This is a genomic window from uncultured Cohaesibacter sp. (genome assembly GCF_963556055.3).
Taxonomy (GTDB): domain Bacteria; phylum Pseudomonadota; class Alphaproteobacteria; order Rhizobiales; family Cohaesibacteraceae; genus Cohaesibacter.
Genome location: NZ_CAUVYE020000031.1, coordinates 94,029 through 112,204 on the forward strand (window position 1 = coordinate 94,029; position 18,176 = coordinate 112,204).

The window sequence follows — 18,176 nt, forward strand, 5'->3', positions numbered from 1 at the left end:
AGTTTGCGTGAAATCCATATGACTACTTTAGGTCGGAAAGCTCATGCAGCGTTTCGATGACAGCATTATGAAGTTTCTGTTTTTCATCATCCGCAAAATCGCTTTTGAGACCTTTAAACGCCTCGTAAGCCAAAAAGAGATTGCCCGCCCGTTCGGCAATATCCAACGCATCGACACCGTGATTGCTTATGTAATCAACCACATAGCCTGCATATTCCCACATAAACTGCATATCAAGGGGCATGACGCCGTCAGCCCTTGCAACACCATAATCCACACCGGGCTTTGCTTCGCCAAAATAGGCGTCATAGGTTTCACGCTCATCAACGGCTTCGGCCATGGCCTTGGTCAATTGCGATCTCAGTTGTGCTTCATTGATGATCATCGGTTACTTCCCCATGTCATTGTCTTCTCAATTCGTGTGAGTTCAACCCGAGCCACAAACCCGACAACTCGCAACGCCAAATAGAAGATGGTTGAAATGGCAGCAAAATACAAGGCTGGAGACCAATCGGCTTTCGAGAACAAATGGACAAGCCAATGAAGATCTCCTTGAGGTCGAACCTCCCCTTGTCGTGCACCGACCAAAACATCGAGATCCACAATATAGGCTACATTCACAAGGGCGAAGACTATCACCGTTTCAGCCAACACCACCGCGACAAACAAGCGCAATTTGGAGACAAAAAACAGACGATATTGATGAAACAGCAATACCAGCCCGACAATCAGCAACCCCAACGCACCGAGTGTCAACAAAAGACCGGCATCGAAAAATCGTGCATGCAGGAAAAATCCCAATGGAGCCAGGCAGAAGATCAGTCCGACAACACAAAACACGAAAAAGCCCAAAGCGGCGCTAACACTCTGAACTGAAAAAAGCAGAAAACGCCTCAACAGCGAGCCTTTCAGCCTGTTCTCTGATGAATGCCCCAGAGCTGCCAGTTTCTTGAAACCGAAAAACAGGCAGCCAAAGAAAAAGATTACGAACAAACTCAGCCCCGGAATGCCCATCAACTGGGCATTGCCATTGGAGAAGAATCCACTGTTGAGCATCTTGACCGCGCCAGCCTGCCCCGGGCCTGCCATCTCGATCGCAAAAATCGCCAGAAACGTTAGGAGCCACGGCAGACTTGGTTTGCCTACCCCGGCATCGGGCCGTTTTGGCAAAGTGACGAACAGGCCTGCGAAAGCAACAAGCGCCAAGAGATCGAACCCCAGCACCGTCCAGCACAATTCTTTCGGAGCAACAAGAATATACAAGGAGCGAATGCCAAAACAGAAGCCCCAGAAAAACACCAGAAGATTGCGCGCATGCAGACTGACGCCCTTGTGATGCAGAGCGCGCTCATAAGGAGAAATGCTTGAGCTGAGAGCACTGAAAGCGCTTGGCCTTGGCCGATCCTCCAGATCACCATAGGGCATCATCCCAACATCAACGAAGCGAAAGGCTGCCTGATCCGCGAAAAACTCACGCGCCTTGATGTAGGAAATCGCCATGCCATAAAAGGAGGAAACCACTCCGGCGCAAAAAAGCACAAACAGAACAAGCGTTATAGGAATACCGACCAGAGGGCCCAGTGGCGTATTCCCCATGATGGCCGCCCCATAGACCATAATTGGCCCGAACAAAAACAGAAACATGAAAACCAACAGGGAAACAACGACAAGAAAAACCGAATTGGCCAGATTGTCTCGCGTCACCGCATGGGCATATTCATGGGCCATGAAAAATGTGACCACTTTTTGCTGATTGTCCGAGGGCTTTCCCTTCAAGATCCGCGAAACCTGCCCCTTTGGCGCAAAGAACACATTTCGATACGCAAAGAAATCGGTTACCGGAATTCCATTCGCGGCGAAAGGAAACTGAATGTCCCTGAAATAGCCGAACTGATCGAGCAGCGTCCGTGCAACGGGGCGGGCCTCTGGACTATCCAGCAAGCTCTCTCCATGTGGCTTGGCAAAGCGCGACATATGAGCGAAAAACAGGATCGCGCAAACGAGGGCAAGGATTAACCAGGAGACCGGATCGAGACTCGTGTGCCCCCTCGCCGCTTCAAATGTCACCATCGCTGTGTCAAGCCACGCCACAAGACCATGCGGATCGCTATTGATCAGAAGATTGAACTGGGGGAGAAACGGAGAAAACCCGATGATGGTGTCCATACCAAACAGAATTGAGAGGGACAAAAAGGCAAATGACACCACGCCCAGCAACCAAAAAGCGATGACGGACCAGACCCCGCCTCCAGCCAACACAAAGGCCCGAACTTCAGAAAAGAGATATGTAGGATCGCCTTTTGGATTGGAAGCCATCAGATTTCCGCTAAGTGAAGATTATTGGCAACAGGCAAATTCGGAATGTCATGCTTTTCGAGATGCTCCAGAATCACAGCCCGATAGGTCAGCAATGTCGGTGCTTTGAAGGTCAATGCAAAAACAGGTTTACTGCTGCCATATTGCGACAGGATGAAAGCAAGAGCGATCTGGTTTCTTCGACAATGCATGCTTTGTAACAACTCGCTTAGCATGATCGCCACACGATAGGCTATTTCCTTGACCCGCTGATGCGCGACGCCCGTGCCCGTCTCCACCATCAGTCTGTCGCAGTTATCGTTCGGTTTGTGCCGTGCTGCACCAAGACATTCATCCTTGTCCTCGATCCTGAGCATTATGATAAGCTTTTCCTGATCGGGAGCCTTGATTTCAGCGATTTCGATAGCCTTGAAAATCGACTGGGATACGGCACGCAGGGCCGTCTGCACTTCCACGGTGAAGGCTCCCGCTTCAAACTGTCTGCGCAAATGACCAAGATATGCCTCGTAGGGACCTTCGGTTGCATGGGAGATCGCAGCCTGTTCGCGAAGGTCTTCCCATCGCCTGAATTCCGTATCAAGCCATCGGGCCATTTCCTGCCGATGGGCATGAACCGCCCTGCCTTGCAAAAAATGAAGTTTTTCAGGCAACCAGTCCACACGAGACAACAACTCGTAAAGCCTGGGCAATTTGGGGAGTGTATCGATATTGATCCACCGGCCAGAAACCCCGTGTTCGCTTGCAGGATACTCAAACAGGGAACGCAGGATGTCATCTGCCCGCACGTCCGCATCAATGCCGAAGAGCGGCTCAAGATCCCTGTCAAGCCACTTCGCCCATTGCCAGAGCCATTGGGATCTCCGGGCAAGACCGACATTCGATCCTACGAGACCAGACAGGCGTGAAAGTCTGTCTTCAACCCCGCTCTCTTTAACAACGAGGCTTTCCTCATCAAACAGGTAAGTCACGTCCTTGAGGGTCAGGGTCAGGGGAGGTGCCTCTGTCATCATTGTCTCACGCTCTCCATCACATCTGAAAGCAGGGGCGCGAGTTCCGCTTCGAATATTTCATTCGAATTGACGAGGATGAAGCGGTCACCGACCAGCCGCGCAAAATGCGGTTTGCCCACAAGGGTGGAGAGCCGTTTTTGCCTGCCATCCATCGAGACCATCACATCCCCGTTTTCCTCGATCCAGAGCCGTAGCAAGGGCGAGGGCCGACCCCACATCTCGAAATGGCTGAGATAACGGGTATGACGGTCAAGATTGGACCAATCCCCTGCGATGCTTGGCTTTTTCCCATCACAGTCAAGAGCAACTTGCGTCAGACCCTGCTGAGCTGTCTCCAGATGAGCATAAGCATGGGTGCCGGTCCATTCCACCCCCCGAATACTGGACGCCGATCCCTTTTGCTCCAGCGAAGAAATGACTCCATCAAGGCCTGTGCAGACAAGTGGTTCCCGAGCCTTGAGACTTCCACCAACCTTCTTGGCAAAAACACCAATCTCACCACCTTGCGTTACAAACAGGAAGTCCGGCTGCTGGGTCCAGCTCCAGCCACCCACCTCACGCAAGTCAACCGGATCAAACAGGCTAACGCGTTTCTCGGAAATGAAGGCAACAACGGGCTTGCCATCCAGACGCGCAAGAATGGCATGGCCTGAAATTGTGAGATCGCTGAAGCGCCCCCTTTCCAGCCGCCGGCCCAGGATACTGCCATTAAGACTGGCAGAGGTAATCCTCAAGCCATTTGTCCCTTTGTCACTGGCGCGGTAAGCAAAAATGCCATCAAATGCTTCAATGCCGTCACAAGACAAGACCTGCTCGACACGCCCGTTTGCCCACCATCGATGGTAGGAGCCAGCATCATCAAGCAGACACAATGATGTGGAGTGGGGACGTTCACGATGCAATATGCGATCAACATCCATGTCCAGCGAAATGGATTTTGTTTTCGCAGCCAACTCGCCCCTGTTGACCGGACGCTCCGCACCAGCCTCATTCCAGATTCCCATTGACTGGCGAACCCAACCAAGACCTGTCGTCAATTCGACCTTGTCCGGAGCGATAAGCGCGATCTGTGAAATGTCATCAAGAGCAAATCGTCCGCCAGAAAGGCCATTTTCCTCTCCTCGCCAGGTAAACTGCAAGCTCCCCTCACGCCCGGTTGACCGACCGATGCGCCGAATGGCAATGGTATCATCTGCAAAGATATTGCGTGACAGGAACGGATCTTCAGCCTCACTCGACATTGCAGGAGCTTGCCCTTGATCTTGAGCAACGAGCCGTCCCCGAAAAACGCGTCCATCCCGACAGCGCAGATAGGTGGAGGGCTTCTCCTCATCCGAGGGCAAATGAGAAAGGCGATCATCTGCGGTCTCTGCCACATCATAAGAACAGGCCGCATCATCATCGCCATCAAGCGCGACAAGCGCGAAATTGTCCGGGTCAAGCCCCCCCGTCAAGCTGTTGATCGTAACGAACCCCTCTTGAGTATAAGCCCAAACATGCCCGTCCGATGAAACCAAACCTTCCAACTGGTCAATGTCTAAACGTCCTCCGTTTGCCTTGAGCGCCTCCCAGCTGTCGTTGCGGCGATATTCAAATCGCACCAAGCCCGGCTCATTCCGAATACGCAGCCGTTTGGATTCATATGCTGTTTTGCCACCCTCTCTCATGGTAAGCGAAGGCCTGCTCTCTTCAGCCCGCACCAGTTTTTCACCGGTCCAGCGCCACAAGCCTTTGCCTTTGACATAAAGCCCCTTGGCAAGGCCATCGGGATCAGATCGCGAACCATCAATGTCACGGGTTTGGCAAACCAGCGAAAGGGACTCCCCGTCCTCCACGGCAAAACTGGTCCCTTTTCTCAGATCCACACCATCGGAGAGGATCGTCAGATTCCCGCCCCAGCTCTGAGCAAGCATACCGTCGCAAATCTGAACATCCTCAAGCATATCATGAGGAAACCGCCCATTGACAGGCGCAGCCATTTTCAGACCCAGAGGATGATTGTCAGCATCCAGATAGGTGAGAGTAATCTCTCCGTTCTGCCGCATCCATTCCCAGAAGCTGTTGCGCCCCAGACTTTCGCGGTCGAAGGCCTCTTGGCCGGAACAAGCCGATAACGCCCCATCTCGCCAGCGCAGACACCCCCCTCTTCCCAGAATATAGGCACCTGCATCATGGCCCATGAACTGGCCAATATGCAGCACGTCGTCAAACGCGTCGGAAACCTCTTCCAAAGCATCCCTTCCAATTGCCCGATCCCGGAGCAGGACAAATGTCTGGTTGGTGATATGGCCCTCGGAAACCTCAAGCAGCTGCAAGCCGACCGAAGTCCCGGCAAGCAGCTTGTTGCCCACGCCATGAATGGCCGTGAACCGATCAAAAGGCATTGTTTGGCCGGCCCTCCAGCCAATCGGCACCCAATCAGCTGTTCCCGAAGGGCTTGTCGAAAGCAAATCGATCGACGGGCGACCGGCATCAAAGACAACTCTCAACCAGTCCAGTTTTACCGCCACGCGATATCGATCAGGATTTTGCGCATTGGGAATGGACACAAAAGCACGACCATCCCAACGCCTTGCAAGTCGGCCCCGCTCATCAAGCGCGACAATCTCCCGCCCGCCATCCTGCATTGGCCGCACATCTAGCAAAAGATTGGACGGCAGGCTGATCGTCGCCGGACGTGCCGTTTTCAATGCATCGAAGTCCGGGAACAGCCGCAAGCCATCGCCGAGCTGAATGAGAAGACCGGCATCCGAATAGGCCGCATTAAACAGGATATCGCTTTCAAATCGCAGCCCGAGGCGCCGCTCATCGCTCATGTTGCGCTGGGACGAGCGGGTCAGCAAACGCCCTTTCTGATATTGCCAGACCAGGCCCTCATCTTCCGCGATGAACCGGTTTTCATAAGGCGAGGCGGTCTTTTTCCAGTCGGACATTTCGGTTGCAAGCCAATTTCCGTTGCGATCGACAACATAGATCTGGTCCTTGAAACTCGTCGCTCCGACAATACGGGCATCCGGCAGCGGAGCGTTGTCAGAAAGGCTATCCGCCCCGACCAGACCGACAGGCGTCAGGAACCAGCCCTTGCCATCGGCAAACGCAAAATCGAGCCGCTCGTCAAAATAGAAACCGCGCCGGGAGAAAGCCTGATAATCCTGCTCGCCATCCGACCAGATTGCGGCAACCTTTTTGCCAATGACATCCGCCTCGATGCGCAGGGCACCGCTGGACATCGAGTGAACTGGCTGGCTCTTGACAAGCCCGGCATCTGTTTCACCAATCGAGCGATTATCTGCAAAGAAGACCCTGCCGCGACCAGCCCCGACAGTCTCGTTGAGCAGGGGCAGAGGGTGCCATCTGAGATATTCAACCAAACCCTTTTTGTAAATCCACTTACCGAAGCGGTTGACGACCATATAGCGATCAGCGTCGAGCATCACGGCGCGCCCCGGCCAGGCAAAGGCAAATCGCCCCTGAGGCATTGCCTCCTCGGGCGGTACAACAAAGGAAGCTCCGGCAAGGTCTGTAAAAACAAAAGCCCGACCGTCCCTCTGCCATCGATAGGATGCGGTCTTGGCCGCAGGCGCTTGCTCAAAGGAAACACTTCCGTTGAAACGGGTGATTTCAAACTCGCCAATCGCCAGGCGTATCCCCCCCATGTCATCCTCAAGGCGGGTCTTGTCCAGCACATGGCTTTCCTGATCTATCGCCGCAAACAGATCATTTTGCCGCGAGAAAATCCGCTTCTCCGCCAAATGGGAAGGAGATACCAGGTCATCAGTCTTGCGCAGCAGACATCGTTTCAACATGCGCGTTTCTTCTCGCCCGAGCCCATCGCCCTCAAGCGCGATCTTGCTGCAATTACCCGGTTTCCAGAGACGACCATCCAGAACAAACCCGTTTTCGGCAAAGGACTGAAGATAGGGTTTTGTTCCAGTCAGAGCCTTGGGGAAGCCGTAGCGGGACTTGATCACAACGCAATCCGTAAAGGCATCGGACGAACCGGCCCCTTGAGCCCCGCCTGTCTCCTGCGCAGTCGTGGGGCACGATCCCCTTGTCACATCGAAAATGGCATCGTCTGCAACCAGAAGCCATCGCCCTTTTGAAACCGGAACGACCTGATCAAATTGCCCCGGAAGAGCCGAAGCGCCCGGCAGAGACAATATATCGTCATCGCGCAACCGTCCAAGCTGATCGGAGAAAATCAGTTGCAGGTGACCGTCGATCTCGACCTGCCCTGAAAGCCCATCCTCCCAGACGTCGAGATCTCGCACCTTGCCGTCTTCGGCATATCCCTCGATCTTGCCCAACAAGTGGTTGTAGTCAGTGATCGCATCGTCACCCAACAGCAGAATACCCTTGTCATATTGAATGACATCGAGATCGGCCAAGGAAACGAAACTGCGAAAATTGCTGACCACTCTGACCATTGAAGCGTTCGCCAGATCAAGAGAGAAAAGTGCGCCCTCGACATCCTCAATCAGAAGCCCGGAAGCGCCGCGATAAACGGCTGCGATGCGCGCAAATACCCCTTCGATATCTCGTCTCTGACGTCCCACACGATCAATCAGGATGAGAGCCCCGCTCTTTTCCTGCAAAAGCCACTGCGTTTCATCGAGCTTATAGGCATCCACGATCTCGCCGGGATCAAGCGTCAAACCGGCAGGGACCACAAGGCTGCAATCGGAGTAATCACTTTTGCCAGAATGCCCACGACACAGCTCAACCGCACCATCTGCCCCTTGCTTGAGAAGCCGTGAGCCATCAAGCACCACATGCCTTTCCCCCTCGCGAGGTTGCAAATAGAAGAAATCCGTTTCTGTTTCCCCGTTTGAGAAATCTCGCTTGCTCTCATTGATATTGGGGAGAACCAGAATGGATCTGGGTTGTGCTTCATCCCCCTCGACCACAAGAGTCTGACCATTTTGCCTGAAGACTTTTCGGCCAAGTTTTGACGGTGGCAGGGACAGTGGCCTTGGGAAATAGGCCTCATCACTGTTGGGGTGACGCGCCACCGCCAGATTGTCATCCCCAAGAAACAGCCAACTGCCATCATCCAGAAGCGCAACATCGGCAAGGCTCTGAGGTTCAAATGGCAAATCCGGGAAGGACCATTGACGCAAGGGCGAGAGCGATTTTGTCGAGAGGGCGGGATCGACCACACCACCGATAACCTCTCCATTTTCGCCATCCAGCGTTACGACAAGCTTGTCATCATGGGCCCAGACGTCGACGGCTCGCGCTTCGGCTCCCGTCTCATCCAGCGACAGCCGAGACCACTCTCTGCCCGGTATCAGATAGCGCCAGATCTCGGCACCATTGGCAAAATAAAGTGCGTTCTTGAGCGTGTCTGCGGATTGAAAACCCACCGGATTCGGGCTTGTTGCCCGGCTATCGGTAGCGGCAAACTGTTCGGCAAATTTACCATTTTTCCAAACGCCATAGGATCCGTTTTCACCCAGCAATCCAATCGCATGGCCGCCCGTTGAAACGGCAAGTTCTGCCGCATTGACCACCGTGACAAACTGCGTGAGATCAGTGAGCGCTCTTGAGCAACTGTCCGGCAGCACGAAACGGCCAAGAGGGACAATCCATGCCTGCTGCTCCGTGTGGGCGACAAGATATTGACCCAAAATCGCGATCTTCGCACTTGTCGGCAAATCCGTCTCTGCGATCCTGAAACCGACAAATCGTCGATGCGGTTGATCCCGAAGCCACAAGATTCCTCCCACAAGGGCGATAATCCGATTCCCCTCAAGGGAGGCAACATCTGTAATCCTGTCATTAGCGGGGCCGGGATTGCGATAATAGCAGACCGGAGGAGCCGCTTTGCCATTGACGACCTCATGACGTGCCAGAAACACCGTGTCGCTATCGGTCTGTACGGTGGCAACCGTCTCTCCTGCCAATCCGGCCGAAATCACTTGCGCCCCATCAACGGAAAGAGCCTGATCGCCAAGCCAGGCATTCTGACCGTCATAGGCAATGGGAACAGATTCGGCCAAACCCGAAAGGCGTACAGTGTTGCTTGCCTGAAAAGCATAGTGACGGACCAGACCACGCGCCCGCGGGGAATAGACCGCAACTCCCTTTTTCGATGCAAGAAACAACTCTGCCCTGTTGCCCAAGGCATCGGTGATTTCACTGGATGCAAAACTGAAGGGCGCATCACTTCCCGTCATCCGGCGTCTTTGATCCGCCGAGACCAGGCCGCCCCTGTCGCCCAGCAGATAGAGGGAGGACTGCGCAGTCGTGATTTCCCTGATCGCTTCGTCGACCGGCATGGCAACCGTATCAACATAGCCGCGCGTGGCTGACGAATAGACGCTGACCTTGTCTCTCCGGGCAAGATAGGTCAGGTCCCCATCGAGCCAGACGTCACCAATCGGACCTGTCTCTTTACCCACGCGCCCGATCAGGGACCGCTCTTCAATCGAGTTTTCAACCAGCTCGAACCGGTAGGGAATACCGTCAGATGAAACAACGAGCAGCCCGTCCCCGTTGCCATGCACGGCCCTGGGTGTCATTTGGAAGGGCCTGCGCGCGACCCGTGATATTTCTGAAGCAGCCCCGCTCCCCACCAAGCGGTAGGCTTCCATTTCATCGCCCGATACCGCCCAAAGCACGCCCGGCCCGCCAACAAGCTGTGTTTCCTTGCCGAACAGAAGCCCGTCTGGCAAATACAACTTGTCAATTGACTGATAGCTGCGGTCCTTTGGATCGTGCAGAACCAGGTATTTCTCACCGATCAGAACAACCTGACCAAAAGCGGAGACCGCTCTTTTCATCTGCGACAGCGCTTCGCGGGCAGGAACCCCATCGGTAATCCTTGTAGCCTTGCCATTCGCAACCCGCCAGGTTTGATTATCAGCGGTTTGCACCACAAGTGCGCCATCCTGAGCCAGCGTCAGAGACACGACCCCTTGTCCCTCGATCGCCCAGTGTTTGATGGTGCCGGAGGGATCAACATGCCCCACCTGACCGGGAGACGCGAAATAGATGCCGTCAATTGCCGGACCCTCAAGATAAACGCTGGTTGGTTGATCCCAAAGGCGGGTCCATCCTCGCGTCTGCCTGTCATAGCGATAGACACCGGCAGATCCGAGTGTGAAAATGCTTTGCTTGTCTTGTGAGAGAAAAGCACGCGAGAGGCGCGCCTGAGACAGATCGGGATAATGGGATGCCTCCCCAAACAGCTCCGTTACACCCCCTTCTGCCTCGTAGCTGTAAAGCTTCAGACACCCTGCGTCTTCGCAGTCTTTTCTGGCAAGAAGCAAAGCTTCATCGCCGGACACTGCGATATCGAGAATATGCCCCGGAGCGGCTTCAATTGTCTCGAGCGTTTCAACTTCACCAACATCATCAAGCTCAAGAACGACAAGTCCCTTTTGCGTGCCGATGAGAAAGGCCTGCCCCATCGACGCCAGCGTCACATCACCGGGTGCATCGGGCTGCTTGAATATTCCCTGCTGTAGCTCTTCAGACAAAGGCACCCAGATTCGCTGTTTCAGGTTGAAAAGTCCCAATCCTTCAGACCTGGTGGTCAGCAAAAGCCAACGCTCGTCACCCGTCACCGCTGCATGGGTTATCTCGTTCTGCTCGACCCAATTTCCTGACAGGCCCTTGAAGCGGCTATCGGGTATCAGAGTTTGCCAACGGTCCTTGAAACGGAAGGCCAGACCATTGTCAGCGCTATAGGCAAAAAGAGCGTCAGGATCCTCACAATCCTCAAGCGCTGTGCCGGTTTGTGTCGAGCAGGCCGTCGACAGATCCACAAAGGAACTGCCAATTCCATCGATCTGTTTCAGTTCGTCATTGTCCGACCACAACCCCGTTGTCAAATTCAGGGTATGCAAAAGCCCTTGCTCGCGCAGAACTGCAAGGTGATTGGTCTTGGAAAGCGATGCCGTTGCAACAAATGGTCCTGATTTCTCGGCGTCCTCCGAGCGGATATTGGCTGAAAGACGCTCGTCCGCGACACTCCTGAATGACGCGGCATCGAACCAGCCAAATCGCGCTTGGCCACTCGCAATGCCATAGCCCAAAACCAGCAAGAGCAGCAGCAGCGCAGCCCCAAGCCCGACAAAGATCAAATCGAACCGCCCACGCAAGGACACGGCCTTTTCGCTCTCGCGGCGTTTGGCTGCAAGCAGATCAAGAACACGCTCTCTCCAGATTGCGAACAAGATCTCACACCCCTCCCGCCGCCAGGCGACTGCCCTCGTGCGTCCAATAGCTCTGCGCTTCTTCCGGCCAGATCGAAAGCGGTTGATAAGGCGCGCTGTCCACATGACGTTTTTCATGCATCCGCCGGATCGTCGCCAGACGGGATCGCCTCATCCACCAGGCCAGTGCCTGAGCTTCATCCTGATAGGTTTTTGACAAGACGAGCGCGTTGTAAAGCCGGTCAATCACGGCAAGACCGGCATGCGCAGCGATGGCCCAGTTCTTGTCGTCCATTGCAAAAAAGGCAAAGGCACAAGGGCGCAGCAGATGCGCAAAATCGATTTCTCCGGGCTCTATGGAGCGCAACCGGGAATTGCTTGCCATGGCGGAACTTGCCAATTGATCCAAAGGAGCGAAAGCCTGCCTTAGCGGCTCCAGACAGGATGACAGCGGGGCTCCGGCATTTGCCTGTCTGGCAAGAAAAAGCCCAAGGTCAGCGTCTGCGCCAGCATCCTCATGCTGACTGATTTCAAAGCTCCTGAGACGCTCGGATAGCGAAAGAACCTGATCGACATCGACATGACTGAGAAAAGCCAGATCAAGTATTGCTGGCAAATCCTGCATAATCTCGCCGCTTTGCATCAAGGTGTCAGCAAAAACGGATTGCGCGTCCAGAAGACGTCCGGCTTGACGAACCTGCTGACCGTCAATCGCCTTTCCACACAGAAAGGCATGCTCCATCGCATCGAACTGCGCTTCCAGCGTATGCTCTGTCACCAGCCCGATGAAATCGGTTTTCAGCATCATCCGACGACTGGCCGCCACAACTGACCGGAAAAACCCCAAATGATGAATTTGCCCCTTCGGCAATTGAAGCCGCGACACCCCGAGCAACGTCAAGATAGCCTTGCGATGCAAAGCGCGAACCGGCTCAATCCCGAAAATCCACGAGACACCAACGATCCCAATGAGGAAGATGACCGGTACCCACAAGACGAGGCACCATGGATACCAGGCAGTCCAAAGCCAACCCTTGAGTGGCAGATAAGCCGCATCATGAAACCTGTAGAACAGACCAAAGAGCGGAAGATCTGGCCATGATCTTGTTTTGGTAAGCACGAACAGAACAACGAGCATAAGAAGAAAAACGCCAACGCCACCAACAATCAAGAGTCCGGGGCGGCGGCGCCTCTCATATTGCCGATCCTGCAAGAGCGGAGAGAGCGAGGACGCCCGTTGGGTTTGATGAAATGTCTGCTTCTTGCGTCTCCGCCGGATGTGAAAGCTCATGCGGGGCCCTCCATCAGACTTTGCAACGCTGGCCAGACGAACCCTGTGGTAAACTCTCGAGCCTTGTTTGCGTCGGGCAGGGGACTGAACCAATCAAGCGCAAGCGACCACAGGATGGGCACATAGGTGGTTACGAACCAGACCAAAAGCACAAAGGCCACAATCCCGAGCAACGCATGGCGATAACGCAACAAGAACAGGCGCAGATAGAAGAACCATTTGACAGCAAGGACTTTCAAATAGACACGCCCATAAAACAGCCTTCCGATGATCAACACACGTCGGATATCTCTGAAGTCCTGTTTGGCCTGAAGAACGATCTCCTGTCTCTCTTCGCGCAAAGCGGCAACGGTCTTGTGTCCGCGTTGAGACGCATTCAGAATGCGCATGATGCTCCGTCTCGAGCGCTCGATATTCTGCGGAATCTCGGCTTTTCCCTGTTCGAGAGACTGATTGAAGGGGTCAAGCAGCGTCTGATAATCGCCAAGAGCCCGCCGGTCAGAAGGATCACTCATCTTTGGCCAGCTCCTCGCGCAATTTGGTGATCATCTGGCCCATCGCCGTGATATTCTTGTTGGCGGTCTGAACGAAAGCCTCCGAATTCTGATATTCCGTCCAGATTGCATCCTGAACGGCCCGCCGGGTCTGCTCCAGCTCTGAAAACTGGCCTGGAATCTTGTTGACCATATCTTCATAGGATGTGGCGTTGCGCAAACTCTCGCCAACCAGCTCTTCAAGTGCCACCGAGCGATCACTGAGATCTTCCATCAATCCGGTAATCTTGGAGAGATAGAGACGCAGAGCGTTGATCTCTTCGGTCATGGCCCCCAGCAACTGCTCGCTCTGCGCAGCCAACTGGCGGTCCAGAGCAGCCATTTGTTGCCCCAGTGTCTCAGACATGGCGCTGTTCTTCTGCTGCAAAGACTCAAGTCGGTCAGAACGCCATTGGGCATCGGTCACATTGGCAATGAAGTCTCCGATCCTGGTATGATGCCCGATTTCCAGATTGTCATTGAGAAAGGGAACAACCCGCTTGATTGGCTGAAAGCTTGATGCATCCATGATCTCGAGACGAATGCGATCCTCCTTGGTGAAACCGAAAAGATAGATCGGCTGATCAAGCTCCCTCTCCTCCCCTTCGACAAAGGCCGCGCCATAGTCGAAGAAACCGCCAAACCCCTGTCGCAAATAGGCATCGATATCGCCCTGGGTGGCCCGAAAATTCGGCACGATCGCGTGGCCCTGTGGGGTAAAAACCAGACTTCTGGCCTTGTTGGCAACCGAGAATTGGGCAAACATCGGATCGATGCGATGACTGATCGTGCCACTATCAATCCTGCTCTGCCAGAAAGCCGACGGATAAGCCGGCTCTATTCCGACATCACGCAGCCGGTAGAGCAGATAATGCACGCCCATTGGCGCATGCTCACTGGACCGAAAACCATAACGCAGGTAGCCAGAATCGACCACATCCTGCCGAAAGCGCCGCAAATAGTCGACGAAGGCATCAAGATTATCGGCAGAAAAGCGCAACAGACGCCAGTCGCCCGCCCCTTCTCCGACGATCAGATCACGACGAATCGAAAGCTCATCAATCTGCTGATCGATCTCGAGCAACACCTCTTCGGAATCAGGATAATAGGGAAGTCTTTGCAAGCTCAAACGATGCCCTATTTCCCCGGCATGATCCTGCAACAATTGGCGCAGGTTCAGGGTTGCATCATCGCTATGTTCAAATTCAACATATTGGACAGAAACCGGCCCGCCGCCACTTTGCGCAGCTTTGCTGTCAACCGTCGGAATGACATCAAGCCTGGGCAAATCGACCTGCAACGCCTCTATCTCGACAAACCCGCTGTCATCGCTTTGCCAGTCAAGAGCAAGAGCAACCGTGTTCTTCTCGCCAACCAGCTTACGCAACACGGCATTCAAAACAGCAGAGGCAGCATAGCGAACCGGCACCTCAAGCTGGATGGACGGCTTGAGCAGCAAATGGTGCCCACCGGACATGGGAAAGGCCAAACGGAAGTCGACCTCGGATTCAAACAGGTCGCGATATTTATAGGTTATGTCCTGCGTTCCGCCCCATTCCGGACTAAGACCGATCCTTGCGATGGCAAGACTGGCGGCCTCGTCAACTGCGCCTTGCGGAGCGGACTTGACGAGATCAAGGCAGGATACGGCCATACCGCTCGAGCGCCATTCAATGCGAGCAAAGGACTCGGCCGCTTTGGAAAATGGCCCCAAAGCCCCAAGAATATAGGCGCATTCTTCAAGCGGGGTGACTTTGGCGATTCGGCTGCCCTCGGTCTCGAGCAAAATCCGCGTCTGGCTGGACGCAATGGACAACGCAATCAGGCCTGAAAGGGCCTGCATCAGATCCTGCTCGGGAAAGTCTTCAAGCCTGATATCTGCCAGATCCTCCGGCAAATGCCAGCCCTTTGTGGCAACATATTCATGCAGGTTGAAAGCATCGAACAACACCCCTTCAACCTTGGGATCGGAACGAACACCAAGGCGCGTGTGTTTTGTTTTCAGGGAGAGAACGGCATTCCCGTCCGCCTCGCACTGGATGTGCACCCGATCAAACATGTCCCGGTCGGACGTCTCGAACAGATCGACCAGAATTTCCAGCAGCACGAGAGCCGGCAGGCGCGGCAATATATAGATTGCTTGCTTAGCCATTCACACGCTCCCAATAAAACTGCATGATCTTTGCGATAAGTTCCGCAGAAATCTGGTTGAGCGCCTCGCGAGACGCCGGCTTTCCCTCATCTCCGGCAATTGTAAGGGAGGAGGTGCTCTTGTGACCATCCTCGACAACAAACTGCCCGCCACCAAGCAGTTGATCAGGACAATCAATGACGCATCCATGCACCGGCACGAGCCAGTTGATGCCCGCCATGGCAATCGGGCTGGACTCCATCCGGCTCTTGCGAATGACCACCACCATGGCAGCGCTGAAGCTGGCTTTGTCTTCCTGAGGAGGATCATTGGCTTCTGGAAAGAGCGCGTCAAGAATCGTCAGCATCTGCATGTCCTGATGCTGGGATTGCTCCTCGCGATTGCCTTTGGCCTCAATGTCCGCATCGAGCGTCGGCACGACGGAAAGAAAGCCCGGCAACCATCCAGCATCGCAGAAAAACCGATGCATTTGAAATCGTGTCGCTGAAAAGGGATTGAGATTCTGTAGCGACTTGTAGTCCCCGACACGAATGCCCGAGGCGGCAAGACCAGCTCCCTCGCGCCACTGGCCAAACCGGATCTCTGAGCCGAGCAGATCATTTTCGAAAAGAGCAATCGCCATGCGAAAAACAGCTTCAAGCCAACTCGCCTTGACCAATGCAACGGCGGCATCATCGCCATCGTCAAGACATGTTCCCATCAGCATCACTTGTTGCTGCTCATTGAGTGGTGGCGGACGATGACGCGCAAAAAAGGAAGAGTTCAAAAGCTTGTCTGCCAGAATCTGTGGCGGAAGCAGGAATTCGGAGACGAGCATATCCTCCACATCCTCAAGCCTGGAAGAGGTGTGAATCCCCACAACCCCACCCTGTTTGGGATGGCTGAGAAGCGGGTTTTGCTCCTCGGTAAGCTCAAAGCTCCGCCGCCCCGGATCAAGCGCAAATTTGGGTTTTGGCACGAGCCCGTAAAGCATGCGCAACAGGACATCATCGCAATAGACGCGAGAAAGCATGTGGGTAACCGATGCAACACCTCCCTGCCGCGTCCTCTGCACCTCGCCCCAGAGCTGATGCGCACACCGTTCAAAAAACAGAGCCCATTTGTCCCCGGCGGCTTCCGTCTCGGCCTTCCTGTGACCGTGACTTTGGCTCGCGTCGAAAAACAGGTTCTCGAACCGATCAGCATAGCTGTCGAAAGCCAGTTCGGGCACCAATGCAAGTTCGCTGTCAAAGCTGAAAAGATAGGTCTGGGCCATCTCTTCCACAATCAGCCCGGCCAGAGGAAGAAGGCAGAGATCATAAAGCATATGGCGCGGAATATGGTCAAACTGCCGCGGATCCTGTTTCATCGCATCTGTGCCATCGAGGCTATCGAGGAGCCTGCGATAAAGCGCAAGACGAACCGGATTGGAATAATCTGGAGCATGAAGCGAAAAGCCCTTGGCCAGCTCAAGCGCAAAACGCGGGGAAATTCCGATATGACGATCATGGAACATCCGCAACACACGACGTGCCTCATCCTGGAAGGCAGCATCAGCACGTCCGACCGCTGCCGCGATCAGTTCGTTCGACTGCTGAGCTCCTACCAGAAAGACATCCATTACAATTGGCCCTTAACCAGCAGGGATTTCAGATCATTTTCCTGAAACGGGTCCGGCAGGCGATCAAATCCATGGCGCGAAAGCAGCATCAATTCCTCGGAAATGTCGATTTCCGGTTGCGATGAGCCTTGCTCGGCTGCGCGCAACAGCGCATTGACGAGGAACAGTTTCGAAAACCGCACCAGACGACGGTTGGAAAGCTGCGACAAGCGCCGCCCCCGCGCATATTCGGCAACACAGGACAGACGCACCAGCATTTCGCTTACCGCCTTTTCCTCGCGATCAATGGCGAGCCCGCCTGAAAGGCTCATGGCCCTTATGTCGGCCCGAAACCGGTCTGCCCGTTCCAGAAGATGCGGAAAGGTCTGTCCCAGATCCGTTGCGTTGGTCTCCTGCCAGCCAGCCTGCAACAAAGACCCTATCGCATTGGGTTCGGGCGGAACATTCTCAACCCAGCTTCTCAGCAAAAAGCGGTCATAGATGGCCACCAGTTCCGAACGCTTGGGCGGAAAGTTCGTCGCCCCGAACAGGCAGGAAAGCTTGACCTCGTAAGACTTGCCACGATCATGAAACTTGCGCTCGTTGATAAAGGTGAGCAACGAGTTCAGGATGGCGCTCGAAGCATTGAAGACTTCATCGAGAAAGATGATCTCCGCATGCTGCATCATGCCTTCATGCAAACGCTCAAGCTGAGCGCTTTTCTGCTCGCTGTCGAACAGTTTACCAATATCGAAAAATCCGAACAGCTCGCCCGGTTCCGTAAAAGGGGTCAGAAGATATTCGAAATAACGCGGCTCGGCCTGAAACTCTCTGAGATCATCAACGGACAAGCGAGATTCCGAACCGGCCAGCTCGTCATCGCTGAGCAATCCACACAATTGCGCAAAGGCACGAATGAGACGCGACTTTGCCGTGCCGGGAGGACCGATCAGCAGCATGGATTCACCAGAAGCGACCGCCAGCATCTGACAGTGAATCTGCTCGGAAAGACCAAAAAACCGACCATTCAAGTTTTTCTTGATCGCGACCAGGTCTTCGAACAGGTCCGAATTCCGATCCAGTATCTCGGCCATAATCCGTTGGGAAAACATGTTAGACTCCATTCAACCCGA

The 18,176-nt window shown here is 54.3% G+C and carries 9 protein-coding genes; all 9 read right to left on the reverse strand.

Annotated elements, in window-relative coordinates:
• Positions 1-22 precede the first annotated feature (22 nt).
• From ACHZB8_RS19965 to ACHZB8_RS20005, 9 genes are read right to left on the reverse strand one after another with little or no spacing between them, the layout of a single operon-like run.
• Positions 23-385 (reverse strand): hypothetical protein, encoded by a 363-nt coding sequence (locus ACHZB8_RS19965; protein ID WP_316862905.1) that lies wholly within the window; start codon positions 383-385, stop codon positions 23-25.
• Entirely contained in the window at positions 382-2,316 is a 1,935-nt protein-coding gene (locus ACHZB8_RS19970) for a M48 family metalloprotease (protein WP_316862906.1), read from the reverse strand. The genes ACHZB8_RS19965 and ACHZB8_RS19970 overlap by 4 nt, the downstream gene beginning before the upstream one ends.
• On the reverse strand, positions 2,316-3,326 hold the full coding sequence (locus ACHZB8_RS19975) for a hypothetical protein (protein WP_316862907.1): 1,011 nt from the start codon (positions 3,324-3,326) through the stop codon (positions 2,316-2,318). Before ACHZB8_RS19975 ends, ACHZB8_RS19970 begins: the two co-directional genes overlap by 1 nt.
• The gene (locus ACHZB8_RS19980) at positions 3,323-11,509 is read right to left on the reverse strand and encodes a hypothetical protein (protein WP_316862908.1); all 8,187 of its coding nucleotides are present in this window, start codon (positions 11,507-11,509) and stop codon (positions 3,323-3,325) included. The genes ACHZB8_RS19975 and ACHZB8_RS19980 overlap by 4 nt, the downstream gene beginning before the upstream one ends.
• 4 nt (positions 11,510-11,513) lie before the next feature.
• Positions 11,514-12,779: a hypothetical protein gene (locus tag ACHZB8_RS19985; protein ID WP_316862909.1), complete on the reverse strand. Its 1,266-nt coding sequence runs from the start codon at positions 12,777-12,779 to the stop codon at positions 11,514-11,516.
• A complete protein-coding gene (locus ACHZB8_RS19990; RefSeq protein WP_316862910.1) occupies positions 12,776-13,294 on the reverse strand; it encodes a hypothetical protein in 519 nt (172 codons plus the stop codon). The genes ACHZB8_RS19985 and ACHZB8_RS19990 overlap by 4 nt, the downstream gene beginning before the upstream one ends.
• A complete protein-coding gene (locus ACHZB8_RS19995) occupies positions 13,287-15,464 on the reverse strand; it encodes a hypothetical protein (RefSeq protein ID WP_316862911.1) in 2,178 nt (725 codons plus the stop codon). The genes ACHZB8_RS19990 and ACHZB8_RS19995 overlap by 8 nt, the downstream gene beginning before the upstream one ends.
• Positions 15,457-17,064 carry a hypothetical protein gene (locus ACHZB8_RS20000; protein WP_316862912.1) on the reverse strand — a complete coding sequence of 536 codons (1,608 nt, stop codon included), beginning with the start codon at positions 17,062-17,064 and terminating at the stop codon, positions 15,457-15,459. The genes ACHZB8_RS19995 and ACHZB8_RS20000 overlap by 8 nt, the downstream gene beginning before the upstream one ends.
• Positions 17,064-18,155 (reverse strand): AAA family ATPase, encoded by a 1,092-nt coding sequence (locus ACHZB8_RS20005; protein WP_316862913.1) that lies wholly within the window; start codon positions 18,153-18,155, stop codon positions 17,064-17,066. Before ACHZB8_RS20005 ends, ACHZB8_RS20000 begins: the two co-directional genes overlap by 1 nt.
• Positions 18,156-18,176: the final 21 nt, after the last annotated feature.